The 14,092-nt window shown below is 45.2% G+C and carries 18 protein-coding genes; 8 read left to right on the top strand and 10 right to left on the bottom strand.

Annotation, left to right across the window (positions count from 1 at the left end):
* Positions 1-65: 65 nt before the first annotated feature.
* The 4 genes from ICN44_RS10610 to pcaD are packed head-to-tail and all read right to left on the bottom strand — an operon-like array spanning position 66 to position 3,919.
* Positions 66-2,228 carry a TonB-dependent receptor gene (locus ICN44_RS10610; RefSeq protein ID WP_216263931.1) on the bottom strand — a complete coding sequence of 721 codons (2,163 nt, stop codon included), beginning with the start codon at positions 2,226-2,228 and terminating at the stop codon, positions 66-68.
* Between the two features lie 31 nt (positions 2,229-2,259).
* Entirely contained in the window at positions 2,260-2,436 is a 177-nt protein-coding gene (locus ICN44_RS10605; protein WP_158009036.1) for a hypothetical protein, read from the bottom strand.
* Between the two features lie 34 nt (positions 2,437-2,470).
* The gene (locus ICN44_RS10600; RefSeq protein WP_216263930.1) at positions 2,471-3,049 is read right to left on the bottom strand and encodes an HdeD family acid-resistance protein; all 579 of its coding nucleotides are present in this window, start codon (positions 3,047-3,049) and stop codon (positions 2,471-2,473) included.
* 54 nt (positions 3,050-3,103) lie between these two features.
* A complete protein-coding gene (pcaD, locus tag ICN44_RS10595; protein ID WP_216263929.1) occupies positions 3,104-3,919 on the bottom strand; it encodes a 3-oxoadipate enol-lactonase in 816 nt (271 codons plus the stop codon).
* 90 nt (positions 3,920-4,009) lie between these two features.
* Between pcaD and ICN44_RS10590 the strand changes: the two genes are divergently transcribed.
* From ICN44_RS10590 to ICN44_RS10575, 4 genes are read left to right on the top strand one after another with little or no spacing between them, the layout of a single operon-like run.
* Positions 4,010-5,005, top strand: a complete 996-nt coding sequence (locus tag ICN44_RS10590; protein ID WP_216263928.1) for a tripartite tricarboxylate transporter substrate binding protein — start codon at positions 4,010-4,012, stop codon at positions 5,003-5,005.
* Entirely contained in the window at positions 4,992-5,921 is a 930-nt protein-coding gene (locus ICN44_RS10585) for an amidohydrolase (RefSeq protein WP_216263927.1), read from the top strand. The genes ICN44_RS10590 and ICN44_RS10585 overlap by 14 nt, the downstream gene beginning before the upstream one ends.
* A 49-nt stretch (positions 5,922-5,970) precedes the next feature.
* Positions 5,971-6,195 (top strand): hypothetical protein, encoded by a 225-nt coding sequence (locus ICN44_RS10580; RefSeq protein WP_216263926.1) that lies wholly within the window; start codon positions 5,971-5,973, stop codon positions 6,193-6,195.
* A gap of 14 nt (positions 6,196-6,209) precedes the next feature.
* On the top strand, positions 6,210-6,569 hold the full coding sequence (locus ICN44_RS10575; RefSeq protein WP_255537599.1) for a hypothetical protein: 360 nt from the start codon (positions 6,210-6,212) through the stop codon (positions 6,567-6,569).
* 27 nt (positions 6,570-6,596) lie between these two features.
* Here ICN44_RS10575 and ICN44_RS10570 read toward each other — a convergent pair whose 3' ends face one another.
* The 4 genes from ICN44_RS10570 to ICN44_RS10555 all read right to left on the bottom strand — a co-directional run bounded on the left by ICN44_RS10570 (position 6,597) and on the right by ICN44_RS10555 (position 9,099).
* Positions 6,597-6,977: a type II toxin-antitoxin system death-on-curing family toxin gene (locus ICN44_RS10570; protein WP_216263924.1), complete on the bottom strand. Its 381-nt coding sequence runs from the start codon at positions 6,975-6,977 to the stop codon at positions 6,597-6,599.
* Positions 6,978-6,980: 3 nt separating this feature from the next.
* A complete protein-coding gene (locus ICN44_RS10565; protein ID WP_216263923.1) occupies positions 6,981-7,229 on the bottom strand; it encodes a hypothetical protein in 249 nt (82 codons plus the stop codon).
* Between the two features lie 130 nt (positions 7,230-7,359).
* Positions 7,360-7,674 carry a hypothetical protein gene (locus ICN44_RS10560; protein ID WP_216263922.1) on the bottom strand — a complete coding sequence of 105 codons (315 nt, stop codon included), beginning with the start codon at positions 7,672-7,674 and terminating at the stop codon, positions 7,360-7,362.
* 147 nt (positions 7,675-7,821) lie between these two features.
* A complete protein-coding gene (locus tag ICN44_RS10555) occupies positions 7,822-9,099 on the bottom strand; it encodes a serine hydrolase (protein WP_216263921.1) in 1,278 nt (425 codons plus the stop codon).
* A gap of 179 nt (positions 9,100-9,278) precedes the next feature.
* Here ICN44_RS10555 and ICN44_RS10550 point away from each other — a divergent pair, with 179 nt between their 5' ends.
* Genes ICN44_RS10550 through cobA form a run of 3 tightly spaced genes read left to right on the top strand, consistent with a single transcriptional unit; the run spans position 9,279 to position 12,406 of the window.
* The gene (locus tag ICN44_RS10550; RefSeq protein ID WP_216263920.1) at positions 9,279-10,994 is read left to right on the top strand and encodes a nitrite/sulfite reductase; all 1,716 of its coding nucleotides are present in this window, start codon (positions 9,279-9,281) and stop codon (positions 10,992-10,994) included.
* The gene (locus ICN44_RS10545; protein WP_216263919.1) at positions 10,991-11,569 is read left to right on the top strand and encodes a DUF934 domain-containing protein; all 579 of its coding nucleotides are present in this window, start codon (positions 10,991-10,993) and stop codon (positions 11,567-11,569) included. The genes ICN44_RS10550 and ICN44_RS10545 overlap by 4 nt, the downstream gene beginning before the upstream one ends.
* 18 nt (positions 11,570-11,587) lie before the next feature.
* Complete coding sequence (gene cobA / locus ICN44_RS10540) at positions 11,588-12,406, top strand: uroporphyrinogen-III C-methyltransferase (RefSeq protein ID WP_216263918.1); 819 nt, start codon at positions 11,588-11,590, stop codon at positions 12,404-12,406.
* A 21-nt stretch (positions 12,407-12,427) separates the two neighbouring features.
* On the opposite strand, the gene ICN44_RS10535 is transcribed toward cobA, so the two are convergent.
* Complete coding sequence (locus ICN44_RS10535) at positions 12,428-12,622, bottom strand: hypothetical protein (RefSeq protein WP_216263917.1); 195 nt, start codon at positions 12,620-12,622, stop codon at positions 12,428-12,430.
* A gap of 9 nt (positions 12,623-12,631) precedes the next feature.
* The gene (locus ICN44_RS10530) at positions 12,632-12,994 is read right to left on the bottom strand and encodes a sirohydrochlorin chelatase (protein ID WP_216263916.1); all 363 of its coding nucleotides are present in this window, start codon (positions 12,992-12,994) and stop codon (positions 12,632-12,634) included.
* 70 nt (positions 12,995-13,064) lie between these two features.
* Here ICN44_RS10530 and ICN44_RS10525 point away from each other — a divergent pair, with 70 nt between their 5' ends.
* Positions 13,065-14,084 carry a calcium:proton antiporter gene (locus ICN44_RS10525; RefSeq protein WP_216263915.1) on the top strand — a complete coding sequence of 340 codons (1,020 nt, stop codon included), beginning with the start codon at positions 13,065-13,067 and terminating at the stop codon, positions 14,082-14,084.
* The last annotated feature ends 8 nt before the right edge of the window (positions 14,085-14,092 follow it).

Below are 14,092 nucleotides of genomic sequence, written 5' to 3'. Positions count from 1 at the left end.
GCTATAGCATTTTTGTGAATCTAATTTAAACCATTCAATCTACTGCAGCGCAACAAATGGACTCCTTAAAACTGAAGTCGCGCGCCCACGGTGATTGCCTGAGGCATACCAGCCTGGTAAGCTGACGCTTGCGAGGCAATATTGAAAGTAACGTATTGGCGATTAAATAAGTTCACCACCGAAGCAAAGACTGAAGCCTGCGGCGTAAGTTCATAGTTCGCCTTGAGACCCACAAGCGCATAAGCTGGCACCGGCAAGGATCCCGTAGACATCCATGAATTACCGACATACCGAACCGTCGTAGTCAAACTTGCTCGCGGAACCGGGTAGTAGGTAACCCCAGCATTCGCCATATTTTGCGGAACCCCACCCACTTGAGTATTAATCGGGTCACTAGTCGCACTCCACGTTAAGACCGTTTTCGTATAGGTATAACCGCCGTCAACGGCCCATTGAGCATTCACATCATGGTGGTATTGCAATTCAATACCGCGGCTTAATAGATTTTGTTGGTTCGTATAGTAACTAACATTGGTATAGCCGCTACCACCTACATTACTCACGCAACCAGTTATACCTGAAGCGCTACACAAGCCATTGGCAAATGCCGCATTAGCACTGGTTATTTTGTAACTCGTGATTGCATTCGTAATGTAGTTATTAAATGCCGTGAGCTGAGCAAAGCCACTCTTCCAGCGATAGTCTGTACCAAGCTCATAGCCCGTCATAGTCTCAGGCGTGAGATTGGGATTAGCCAGGGAATATCCACTGACGGAGTTGCCATAACTACGCAAAGTGTTGTTCATACTTGGCGCATGAAACGCCTGGTATGCGGCACCCCTAAAGTCCAATCGCTCCGTAGCTTTATAGAGCAGACCCAAAGAGGGGCTGAGCTGAGTTTTGCCTTTATTGGGTACCGCCTGATACGTGGCAGACGAACCCGCATTGGCGTTGTAGTAAGTTGGCGTTTGACTATTCCAAGAATCCACCCGAGCACTCAAAGTAGTCTCCAGCGGAATAGCGGTCGCGTTTGACTTCAATTGCCCTAGCAAACCATAAAAATTTTGCTGACCCTGCGCGTAGTTCACCGAACTCACTGCGCCTGTAGCCGCCAAATTATTGGTTTGATTCGATGCGGAGATATTTCTGGCATCTATCCCAAGAATATATTGATCAATTCCTGCTGCCTTTAGATCATGCGTGTATTGCGCTGATGCACCTACAGTCGAATAAGGATCAGTGTAGTTTGCATTGATATAAGGCTTATAGGGCGCCGTACTTAAATTGTTTGCCGTCTGTTTATAGAAGTTGGTGGCCTGGTAGTACACATTAACCTGAGCTTTTTTATCAACATCCAAATTGGTGGTTGATCCAGCAGCCACATCGGCTGTCTGTATTAAGTTAGGAGCAATGGCATAGTTATTACTAAGATCAGCCATCGTTCCATAGCCTAACCTCAAAAACCCATTGGTATCTTGCGTGGGCTTAAAGTAACTTTGGAGGCGGACATTAGAATTCTTGACGGCATCAGTACCCATGCCATTTTTAATATTGCTTGGCGAGCCTGGGGATATCGTCGCGTAGTTCTGAAAGCCTTCACTAGAGAAGTAATCAGCTGAAAAACGCATCTGCATCGCATCTGAAACAATTAAATCTTTTGAGGCTGCGACATTGCCCGTAGCAAATGATCCATAACTAGCAGAAACGTCTTGTCCACTATTTTTAGGCGTCTTAGTGTTGATGTTAATCACGCCGCCCATACCATAGTTTCCCCACAAGCTGGAGACTCCCCCGCGCACAAACTCAACCGACTCAATCGATGACATAGGAACCAAATTCCACTGCACCGTTCCATAGAAGGCATCATTCGCTGGAAGGCCATCAATTAAAACCAGGGTGCGGCCATAGCCCAAGCCACGCACGTTAATACTTTGTCCTGTTGGATCTTTTTGGTAATAAGGGACGTCGTTTAAGAAAACCCCAGGTACATTCTTGAGGACCTGATCAATGGTTTGATCGGGTGAAGACTCTAGAACTTCTTTTGTCAGAATCGTTGTATTTAAGGACATCTGATCCAGCGGCGTACCAGAGCGAGTTGCAGTTACTACAACATCGCTGAGTTTTTGATCGTAATCTGGCGGGGGCGCAATTTGGGCATACACTGTGCTGGATGCAGCAAGCAAAATCAGCGTCGACACGCAAAATTTGAGGTATGTCCTCTGACGCATATCTAATGCCTATCTGCGCCTAATTTGATAACTACTTAGATTTAGTCTTACCCATTAAAGAAGCTAGCAAAGGATTGGCATTTGCTAGTTCTTTTTTGGATTTAGCCTTCTCAGCAACGCCGAGCTTAGGAGACTTGGCAGCATTTTTCATTCCCTGCGCCGTTTTCAGTGCGAGATTCTTATAGAGATCCGTTTTTTTCATGGTCATGATGCAGCTCTCTACACTAGTGAACGAATTTTAATTACTTAGTCAATGAACGAGCTGCTAAGCCCATGAAGAGCAATGACCAACCTTGCAGCAACAGCTCAATAGCGATCAACATACCAGGTAGCCAAAGGCTAGACTCAGGATAACCATTCATGATCAGCACACCCATCAAGATAGAGATTGCTGAAGACAATACCAACCAGAACCATTCACGGAAGTGACGATGCTGAAATGCAGAGATTAGTCGCAAAGCGCCAGTTACAAAAAAGATGGCAGCAAGCCACAATGTAATTGCCTCAAGCGCTGGAATTGGAAAAGCCCAAGTAAAGATTGCAGCTGCAATATAAAGGGCAGCTAAAACGAGTTGTACTCCAACACTCTTCCAGCCTTGTGATTTCAAAGCATGAGTACCTTGCAAAATACCGCCAGCAAACAAGAAGATCCCTAAAATATTTACCGAGATAAACGAAAACAATGTCTGACCTGCGATACCAATCATGCCAAGGACGATAAATAAAATTCCGAGGCCAATTAAAGCCCCAGGCACTTTGGCTGCAGCGCCTAATACTTTGGTACGGAGCTCTTGAATCTGAGCATTTGATAGTTCGGTCATAAAGGCTTTCTTTTTAAATAAATGCTGTTAGCAAATCTAAATAATGAATATAAGTCACAAGTCATTATCAATGGAATCAATAAATTGACGCACTGTCTTATTAAAGGCTTCCGGCTGCTCAATATTGGATAAGTGAGCTGCTTCCTCAAGTATCACCATCTTAGAGCGATCTATCAAGCGATGCAAAACAATGCCTTGTTCTACGGTACAAGCAGGATCATCACGTCCCGACAATACTAGGGTGGGGACTTTAATCTTCAATAACATTGTACTTTGTGCCATATCACGCACTGCACTCCCACAACCAATATAGCCATCGACATTGGTACTTAGGATCATTTGACGTACTTTTTCGATTTCTTGAGGAGCTCGCTCGATAAAGGGCGCAGTAAACCAGCGCTTAATCGTGCCATCGACTAATCCAGCAATTCCTTGTGATCGGGCAATTTCAAAACGCTCCTCCCACAAACTGCGTGGCGGCATTTCTGAAGCAGTATTACAAAGTGATAATGAAAGAATTCGTTCAGGGAAGCGGGCCCCTAATTGCTGACCAATCATGCCGCCAATAGACAGACCCATAAAGTGAGCCTTCTGAATTCCCAGAGCATCCAATAGTCCAATTGCATCATCCGCTAATTGGGCGATGGTGTATGGGCCAACACTAAGACCAGAGCCACCATGTCCTCTTTTGTCATAGCGCAATATGCGATAGCGGTCAGCTAATGCAGGCACATTACCATCCCACATACTGCCATTGGCCATCAAACTATTAGCCACCAATAAAACAGGCCCATCTTTTGGGCCATCAAAACGATAGGCGATATCGACGCCGTTTACCTTAACAATTTTCTGATCCTGCATTTGAGTCATTTATCTCCACCCCATCTCAAGTTCTATTTATCTATTTCTGAGAGCATGTTAGATTATCCAACGAAACTATAAAAATACTAAGGAGACAAGATGTTTACATCACCCATGCGGAATTCCTACGCCCAAAGGCTCAATAAGCTTGTCATCGCGTTAGCTATTGCCTTTGGCGTGAGTCTTGCTTGCGCACAAAGCTACCCAAACCGTACAGTCAAAATGATTGTTCCCTTGACTACCGGGTCTGGAGCAGACATTGCGGGTCGTGTTGTAGCAAAAAGCCTTACCGAAACATGGAAACAACCGGTCATTATTGAAAATCGGCCCGGTGCTGGTGGCCTGATTGGCACCGGAGTAGTTGTGAACTCAGATCCTGATGGCTATACCTTATTAGTGCAATCTGCTTCATACGCTGCTAATCCTGCGATTTACAAGAAGCTGCCTTATGACCCTCTTAAAAGCTTAGTTGATGTAGCCATTTTGGGACAAACACCCTATGTCATGATTACTGCGGCAGATAGCCCCTATCAAACCATTCGCGACCTTGTCATTGCTGCTAAATCTAAGCCGAATGAAATTACATTCGCCTCTGCTGGCGTTGGGAGCTCGACACATCTAGCAGCAGAATATTTCAATCAAATGATGGGCATCAAACTCATTCACGTTCCCTACAAAGGATCACCCGAAGCGATACAGGACACTATGTCCGGACGCACCGCTTTTTATATGGCTCCTTTAGACACCGCCATTGGTCAACTCAAAGGTGGCAAACTCCGCGCCCTGGGAGTTACTAGTAAAACTCGCAATCCTGCCGTTCCAGAAATTCCCAGCGTTGCTGAGCAAGGCTATGCTAATTTTGAAATTGGCTTGTGGTTTGGAGTTTGGGCGCCTGCAGCCACCCCGCCAGCGATTGTAAAAAAGATCAATCAAGATATTAATCAAGCAATGCAAGATCCAGAAGTCAAAACTGCTTATGAGACCAAAGGCATTAAGGCGACTCCGATGAGTCCTGCAGAATTTACCAAGTTCGTCCGCGAAGAAATGGGCAAGTATCAGAAGATCGCCAAAGAAGCAGCAATTGAACCCCAGTAATTCAGCGCCTCTTTGCCAGGCTCCATGCATTGACGTACGCTCACCCCTGACTCAATTTCCAGTAGGGGCAGTGGATTGTCATGCCCATGTGTGTGGTCCCCCAACCCAATTTCCCTATGCGCAAGAACGTATCTATACACCGCCGGATGCAACGCTAGAAAACTATCAAACGCTATTAAAGATGCTTGGGGTGGATCGTGCGGTTTTAGTGCAGCCTAGCGTTTACGGCACAGACAATAGAGCAATGCTTGCGGCACTGAAATCCAACCCTCAACAATTTAGAGGTGTTGCGGTTATCTCTAACGACCCCAATGAAGTAAGTGATCAAGCACTTGCTGACTTGCATGCAGACGGAGTAAGAGGACTACGTTGCAATATTGTCGATATCGCCGATAAATCTGCTGGCCTACCCATTGCGCAATTGCGAAACCTAGCAATCCGCATTCAACCATTTGGATGGCACTTAGAGTTGTTGATGCATGTTAATGAGTATCCCAATCTTGCTAAAACTTTCGAAGATTTTCCAGTGGATTTAGTTTTTGGTCACTTTGGTTATGCCCATGCAAAGCATGGCGTTAACGATAAGGGATTTCAGGGGCTTCTCGATTTAATGAAAAACGAACGCGCATGGGTCAAGATGACTGGGCCATATCGCATCTGTGATGGCAATCCTCCTTATGTTGATATGCGCCCGTTCTCCGATGCTGTAATTAATGCAAATCCCAGTCGACTCATATGGGGAAGTGACTGGCCCCACGTCATGGTGAAAAAGCAAATGCCGCACGATGCTGACTTATGCGACCTCCTTGGGGAGTGGGTGCATGATGAAAACCTCAGAAATTCGATCCTGGTCAATAACCCCTGTATCCTATATGACTTCCCGGCTTTCAATAAGCCAAATGGCCTCAACCCTTAGAAATACAGGTCGCCACTTTTGAAATTAGTCAGAAAGATTACAAACGAATATGGACAACACCCTCACCGTTATCTTAGGCATTGTTGCCATACTTCTACCTTTGGTTGTAGGGCGTCTTTTCTGGAAGCGCTTTGACCATTACTTTGGCCGCAACGATGAGGCCTACGTGGATACCCTAGAGTACTTCTTAAAAAAAATCGGCTCCACTGTCTTAGTTGCTTTTGTCATCCTTTGGATTGGGATGAGCCTGGTATTTAACGGCAGCGCCTCATAAAAATGGGCGTCCAATTGAAAGAAGTTCTAGTTAAAGCGCAACTGAACTTTGCGATCCTAGCTTCTATCCTGATCATTGCTGTCTTGGGGAAATTTACCAACCCAGAACTCACCAATAGTATTTTTGTGACGGCTGATCAATTGGTATCCGAACTCTATCTAGTGTTTGTTGCCATCACCTTGGGCGCCTTTATTCCCTATTTCAGACTTGTGGCTTTTGGATCAATCGCCGCCTTTATTGGCGCAGCCATCTTGATTCACCTGGGAATCTTTACCTACCTCACAACTGAATATTTATTTGCCGTACTGATTGTGGTTCTTGGCTTTGCATCGATTGCTAATCTTTATAGGCACTATCGGGAATACGGGCTTTAAAGCCAAAGCACTTAGCCATTATCTTGATTAAGCCGCCTGGCTTCTTAACCACTGCGCCAATTCAATTTCTGATTTTTTATCCGATGCAATATCAATGATCCAATCACCCAAAGCAAAGCCTGGGAAATTAATTTCAACTTTATTAGCATCGAGGATAAAAAATAAAGTCGCAGCTGCCGTTCTCTTATTGGCATCATTAAAACAATGGGCTTTAGCAAGAAATGCCGCATAGCATGCTGCCAAATCAAAAACATCCGAAATAAACCCATACTGCAAACGATTATGGATCCTCCCTAGAGTCGCCTCCAAAGATTTATCTTTTGCCAAGCCTTGCAATTCTTTATCGCCGATCACTGCATCGTGGATCAATATGACATTGTCAACATCAATTACAACAAATTGAGCCACTTATTATTTATCCTTCAGATAATCAATAACATGATCTATCTTTGCTAGCTTAGTCTTAATGAATGTAGTCACTTGATCCTTGGAGGCAAGTTCTAATTGAACATCAACAACTGCACTTTTAGGCACAAAATAACCGATAGCTTCATTCCGATTCAGAATAGCGACAGGTTGATTGCCCGCACGAGCGATCACCTTATTAGGCTCCCTTAACTCGGTAAGGGATGCGGTGAGAGATGTTAAGAGGTTTTCCATAATAACTCCATTTAATACATATTTAAATACATGTTTAATTATATGTTAATTATGGGTATATGCCAATATATACCCATAAAAGGTTACGTCTAGCGCTTTTAACGCCCTAAAGTGGGGTTGGGGCCAGCAATCACCACCATGACCAATTGGCATCATGTCTATGGCGAACCTCAAAAATCGGATCTGCCAAACCCTTAAGCCATAGCCTCATTACCCTGTTGTTTCTTGTGCGGCGCCGATGCTCAAATGCCCTCCGATACCAACGAGGTGCCGCACTTGCCATGGTGACCTGTGCATCTGAGTGAAAAACTGCGATTGCTTTACGTCCAGCAGGTGATTTCGGGCTATGGTGAACGGTACGCACCCCCTTAAAAAAGGTATCCCAATCTTTTAACACCCAAATATATTCATGCTCTTGATTTTTACGTCTAAATGTTCTCGACATAACAAACTCCTCTTACTTTTATTTACTAGTTACATCATGTCGATCTCCTTCGAAAAAATTAAACAATAAAAAACGCAGTCATATTTAGTGACTGCGTTTATTTTAAAGAGCGGAAAAACCATACTCAAATAATGGTACCTAGATGAATCACTTCTCTAGTGCCCCATAAATTACTGCGTTAAGTTGCTCACGATGCACCTTACGAATTTCTCCTGGCGCAACACCCATCATCACAACAACCATCTGCTCTTTTGGATCAGCCCAGAAGATAGTTCCGTAAGCGCCATTCCAGGTGAAATCTCCAACGTTACCGTTGATAGCTGATAGACCTCTATCAGTACGCACTGCTACGCCCAGACCAAATCCATAACCCATACGTCCTGGCTCGGTACCGCTCACATTATTCTTAATATCTTTATTGAGATGGTTTGATGTCATGAACGCAACAGTCTGCGGGCCGAGTACGCGCTTACCCTCTAAGCTGCCGCCATTCAGCAACATTTGTCCAAAACGAATGTAATCACCCGCAGTGGAATAAGCGCAGGAACCACCGCAATCAAACTTCACTTTCTGCGTATGAATATCCACCTTCTGTGGCTTGCCAGTCAATGGATCCAGTGGGAGCGGCTGCGCTAAACGCGGACGGTCTTTCTCGGCAAGATCAAAGGTGGTGTTCGGCATACCAACCTTATTCCAAATTCGCTCTTGCATGATCGCGCCCAATGATTTGCTGGCAATTTTTTCTTCAATAATGCCAAGCACATCTAAACCAAAACCATAATCCCAAGCAGTGCCAGGCTCATACAACAATGGATTACTCGCTAACTTATCAATAAATTCTGCTGCTGTGTATTGCACTGCTGCTGGCGCAGAACCAGCTGGATATGTCTTATGCACTGGCGTAGCGCCACGGCCGCCATAGGTTAAGCCATTGGTATGGCGCATGAGATCTTGCACAGTAATCGGATTTTTAGCTGGAATTAAATTCAGTTTTCCATCACTATCAACTTGGCCAACTTTCATATCCTTAAATTGCGGTAGCCAATTAGAGATCGGCGCATTTAAGGGAAGTTTGCCTTCCTCGTAAAAAGTTAAGGCACTCACTGAGGACATCACTTTGGTCATCGATGCCAAATTGAAAATAGCATCCGTAGTCATCGGCTTATTGTTTGCTTTATCTAAATACCCATAAGGTTTAAAAATAGTCAGCTTGCCATTTTTAGAGACCGCTAGAACAGCACCAGCCATATTATTGGCGGCAATTTGATCGGCAAAGAACGCATCGATTCTCTTGAGACCTTCTTGGCTAAATCCTTGCCCTGGGGTGGCGCTTAAAGGCAATGGTGCTTTTGAGGTATCCACTGCAAACAGGGTTGTACTGGCTAATAAACCAGCAATAAGGCTGATCGCCCTTAATTTCTTCATCTTTTGTCTCCGCTATTGTTTATTTAATGCAATTCTTGGGGCTTTTTATCCCTCTGAGCCTATTGAAGCAGACTTTTTAAATAACGATCAAATTCAGCATCTTTATATGAATATAGATATATAGGATCAACTTTTAATTATTTGTAGAAATATCTGTCAAATATGACAATAGCCTCCTTATGTATAAATACGATGCCATTGACCAAACCCTTGTAGATCAACGGGTTGCCCAATTCCGCGACCAGGTTGCGAGGCGCCTAGACGGCACTCTTGCCGAAGAAGAATTCCGTCCGCTACGACTCCAAAATGGTTTGTATCACCAACGGCACGCTTACATGCTGCGCGTTGCCATTCCTTACGGTTTATTTAGCGCAAAGCAATTACGCACGCTGGCACTCATCTCTGAAAAGTATGACCGTGGATATGGTCATTTCACTACACGTCAAAATATTCAATACAACTGGGTAACGTTAGAAGACACTCCAGATATTTTGGCTGAGCTTGCTAAAGTAGAAATGCATGCAATCCAAACTTCTGGAAACTGCATTCGCAACATTACAAGTGATGCCTTTGCTGGGGTTGCTGCGGATGAGTATGTCGATACTCGTCCCATTTGTGAACTCTTGCGCCAATGGTCGACTCTGCATCCTGAGTTTGCACACTTACCGCGCAAATTTAAGTTTGCAGTCAATGGTGCCAAAGAAGATCGCACTGTATTGCTTTGCCACGATGTTGGTATCGAGCTCAATAAAAATGCCGCTGGAGAATTAACTGCTGACATCTACGCTGGCGGCGGCATGGGTCGCACCCCAATTCTTGGCTCGCTGATTAAACAAGGGCTCCCTTGGAATGTACTGCCAAGCTATCTCACCGCCCTACTGCGTGTTTATAACCGCTTCGGCAGAAGAGACAACCTCTACAAAGCCCGTATCAAGATCTTAGTCAAAGCCTTAGGCCCAGAAGAATTTGCTCGTCAAGTTGAGGGTGAATGGGCTCACATCAGAAATAGCGATGACAACTTCACTCAAGCGGAATGGGAGCGCGTTGCTCGGCATTTCACAAAGCCGGCATACAAAACATTGTCTGCGTTGAGTAACGAAGAAATTATTCATACTGCTACCCAATCTGAGCAAGCAGCATTTGCTCGTTGGCTAGAGCGTAATGTCAAACCACACCAAGTGCCAGGTTATGCCAGCGTTATTCTGTCACTCAAACCACATGGCACAGTAGCACCTGGTGATGCTACTACTGCGCAGATGAATGCCATTGCCGATCTTGCCGATCAATATAGTTTTGGAGAGTTACGTGTGACTCATGAGCAAAACTTAGTATTAGCCGATGTTGAGCACGCCAAGTTATTTGAACTCTGGCAAGAAGCCAAGAAGCAGAAAGTTGCCTTGCCAAACATTGGCCTGTTGACTGACATCATTGCTTGTCCTGGCGGCGACTTCTGCTCCCTCGCCAACGCTAAATCTCTTCCGATTGCTAAAGCGATTCAAGAGCGCTTTGATGATTTAGATTACCTATTTGATTTAGGCGATATCAGCCTAAACATCTCCGGCTGCATTAACTCCTGCGGTCATCACCACGTTGGCAATATTGGTGTGCTGGGTGTGGATAAAGACGGAGAAGAGTGGTATCAGATCACATTAGGTGGCGAGCAAGGCAATGACACCTCTATCGGCAAAGTGATTGGCCCTTCTTTCTACGCCGATGAAATTCCAGATGTCATCACCAATGTAATCAACACTTATGTAGGTGAGCGCAGTGGCGATGAGCCATTCATTGAGACTTATCGTCGCGTTGGGGTAGCACCCTTTAAAGAAGCGGCCTATAGAGATAAAGGTGAGAACGCTAAGAAAAAAGAGAGAGCGATTGAAGGGGGTGTTGCATGAGTCAACTCAATATCACCTCCCATCAAGAGATTTTGCATTTCCCTAAAGGCGGTAAACCGACCCTCGCCCCAAATGAATGGCAAGCATGGAGCGGCAGCCAAGATGAAGGTGGTTTACCTGACTTGGAGTATGGTACCCACAAAGTATTGGTGCCGTTTACTTGGTGGCGCAGTCAGATCAATTCGCATCAACATGAAGCAGACATCATTGCTAAAACCAAAAATGGTCAGATTGGTGTTTGGTTTGCTACTGATGATGACATTCTGAAACATGCCGATGTGATTGATGCAGGCAAACAGGTCTGGCCTTTAGTGGCAGCACACTTTCCTATCTTTAGAGATGGTCGCAGCTTTAGTACTGCCGCCTTATTGCGTAACCGTTTTGCTTGGCAAGGTGAGATCCGCGCCATTGGTGATGTGTTAATTGATCAGCTCCTACAGGGCGCTCGTGTTGGCTTTGATAGCTTTGGCTTACGTCCTGATCAAAAACTGGATGTCGCCTTAAAACAGTTTGATTTGTATACAGTCACCACCCAAAATAGCTGGCGTGATCAGCGTTCAACATTAAGCGCCTAGGAAATAGATTCCGTGACTATGAGAACAACACCTACCAATAACAACAATCCGCTTGGAAAAGTGTATTTAGTGGGTGCCGGACCGGGTGCCGTGGATCTGATTACAGTTCGTGGTGCCAAACTATTGGAACAAGCGGACATTGTTTTCTATGACGCCTTGGTTGATCCTGAGATGCTGGCGCTATGTCCACAAGCCGAGAAGATCGAGGTTGGTAAGCGTTGTGGCAAGCTGTCTTCAGCACAGCAATTTATTAATAAGCGCTTAGTAGACGCCGCACAAAAGCATCAAGTGATTGTGCGCCTCAAAGGTGGCGACCCGATGCTCTTTGGTCGTGCCGATGAAGAAATCCAGGCTCTCAAAGCTGCTGGGATTGAAGTTCAGGTTGTGCCGGGAATTACTGCCGCCCTGGCTGGCGCAGCAAGCATTCAGCAGTCACTGACATTGCGCGGAGTATCCCGTAGTGTGGCGTTTATTACCTTAGCTCAGGGCACTGAGAATGTCGCTCCAGGGCAGCCGATTTCAAATCCTTCAGCTGACACTCTGGTGTATTACATGGGCCGCAAAGATGCGGTCCGTATTGCAAAACAACTGATTGAACAAAGTCCCAATCAACATGGTGATACGCCGGTACAAATCTTAGAAGCCGTTAGCACGCCACGTGAGCGTTTATGGACGAGCACCTTAAAAGAGTTGGCTGCTGGCAAAGCAGATCAATGGTTTGATAGCGCCTCACCTGCACTTATTATGATTGGTGAGGCCTTAAGAAATTCTGGCAGAGTAACAACGGTAGATATTTTTCAAGGGCAAATAGGGAAGCCCCTGCGTAATTTAGCCTAGCTATTTATTATCTTAAATTCATTATTCCACTTGCTCAATAGACTTATCTAATTCAGAGAGAGTGTTGAACATCTCCCGTGAATCCTCAAATGAAATGGTGTCCAATCCCTCAAATGACTCTCCTAGATCACTTTTTTGAGCAGCTCTTTTAGCGCGATCAAAAAAACTACTTACCGTATCCGTATGGATGATTATTTTTGCTATCTTCGAATTCATTTTTAATACTCAGTGGGCCCTCGCTGCAAAATCAATAATAGCCTGCAAGACCGCCAAATCCTCACCAACAGCAGGCGTCGCGCTTAGTTGAACGTCGGGGAATTTACCCCGGCACTCTTCCAACAGAACTGGGAAGTCATTTCGTAAGTGTCCGCCCTGTCCAAAGAAAACTGGCACGATAGTCAATTCAGTAGCGCCTTTAGCGCTCAGGCTAGCAACCGCCTCTTCTAGTGAGGGCTGCATCATTTCCAAGAAAGCCAACTCTACAGGTGTGCTGGGATGCTGCTCTTGCCATAGGGTAGCCAGGCGATCAAAAGGCTCACGCCAGCGGCTATCACGGGCACCGTGCCCAAATAAGATAATGGCTTTCATGGATGGCTATACACTCTCATTAATATGCTTTAACCGATAGCTTAACCTTATTTTGAAGATCAGATAGCCTATGACTAACTTACTCAGCCAAACTTGGTTCATCGCGCTCATGAGCGTCACGCTGATTGGCGCAGTTCTTTCAGCCGTTCACCATGCTGAAGTGATTGCCCATAAAACCGGTGAACCATTTGGCACCTTGATACTGTCTATTAGCGTCACCATTATTGAAGTGTCACTCATCATTTCGATGATGCTCACTGGTCATGAAGGATCTGAGTTCATTGCCAGAGATGCAGTATTTGCGACGGTGATGATTGTGATTAATGGTGTGATTGGTCTCTGTATCTTTATGGGTGGCTTAACCCATCATGAAATGAGCTTTCGTAATGAGGGAACTAATTCAGCATTAGCAGTATTAACTGCATTGGCTACTTTTATTTTGGTCATGCCAATTGTGACTATCAGCACACCTGGTCCTGACTTCACAAAGAGCCAGTTAGCCTTTGCAGGAATCGCTTCATTTGCGCTCTACATTGCATTTTTATTCTTCCAAACAGTTAGTCATCGCGACTACTACTTGCCGAAGAGGGAGGATAAGAAAACAGATAGTAATGTTCATGCTCAAAAGCCTAGCGGGCTGAAGACGGCAGTTAGTGGCGCTCTATTATTGCTATCCCTGATTACTGTAGTGGGTCTTGCAGAGCTTCTTAGTCCGGCCATTGAGCGCGGTGTTGCAGCTGCAGGCGCACCCAAAACTATTGTAGGTATTGCGATTGCACTGTTGGTATTAATGCCAGAGGGCTTTGCGGCTGTGAGAGCGGCTAAGGCCAATCGTTTGCAAAGCAGCTTGAACTTGGCTCTGGGTTCTGCTTTAGCCAGCATTGGCTTGACCATTCCAACAGTAGCGGCGATTGCGATTTTCTTCAATCTTCCGCTCAGCCTAGGTATTAGTGATCTCAATATGACATTGATGTATCTGTCATTCTTTATTGGCGCATTGACCCTGGCGATTGGTAGAACTACCCTCTTGCAAGGCGTTGTTCATATCATCATCTTCTTAGAGTATCTCTTTTTAAGCTTAGTTCCGTAGAGAAGTAA

The sequence above is a fragment of the Polynucleobacter sp. JS-Fieb-80-E5 genome, assembly GCF_018882015.1.
Lineage (GTDB): Bacteria > Pseudomonadota > Gammaproteobacteria > Burkholderiales > Burkholderiaceae > Polynucleobacter.
Note: the sequence above shows the minus strand (reverse complement) of the source record. Positions and strands in the feature narration are given on the sequence as shown.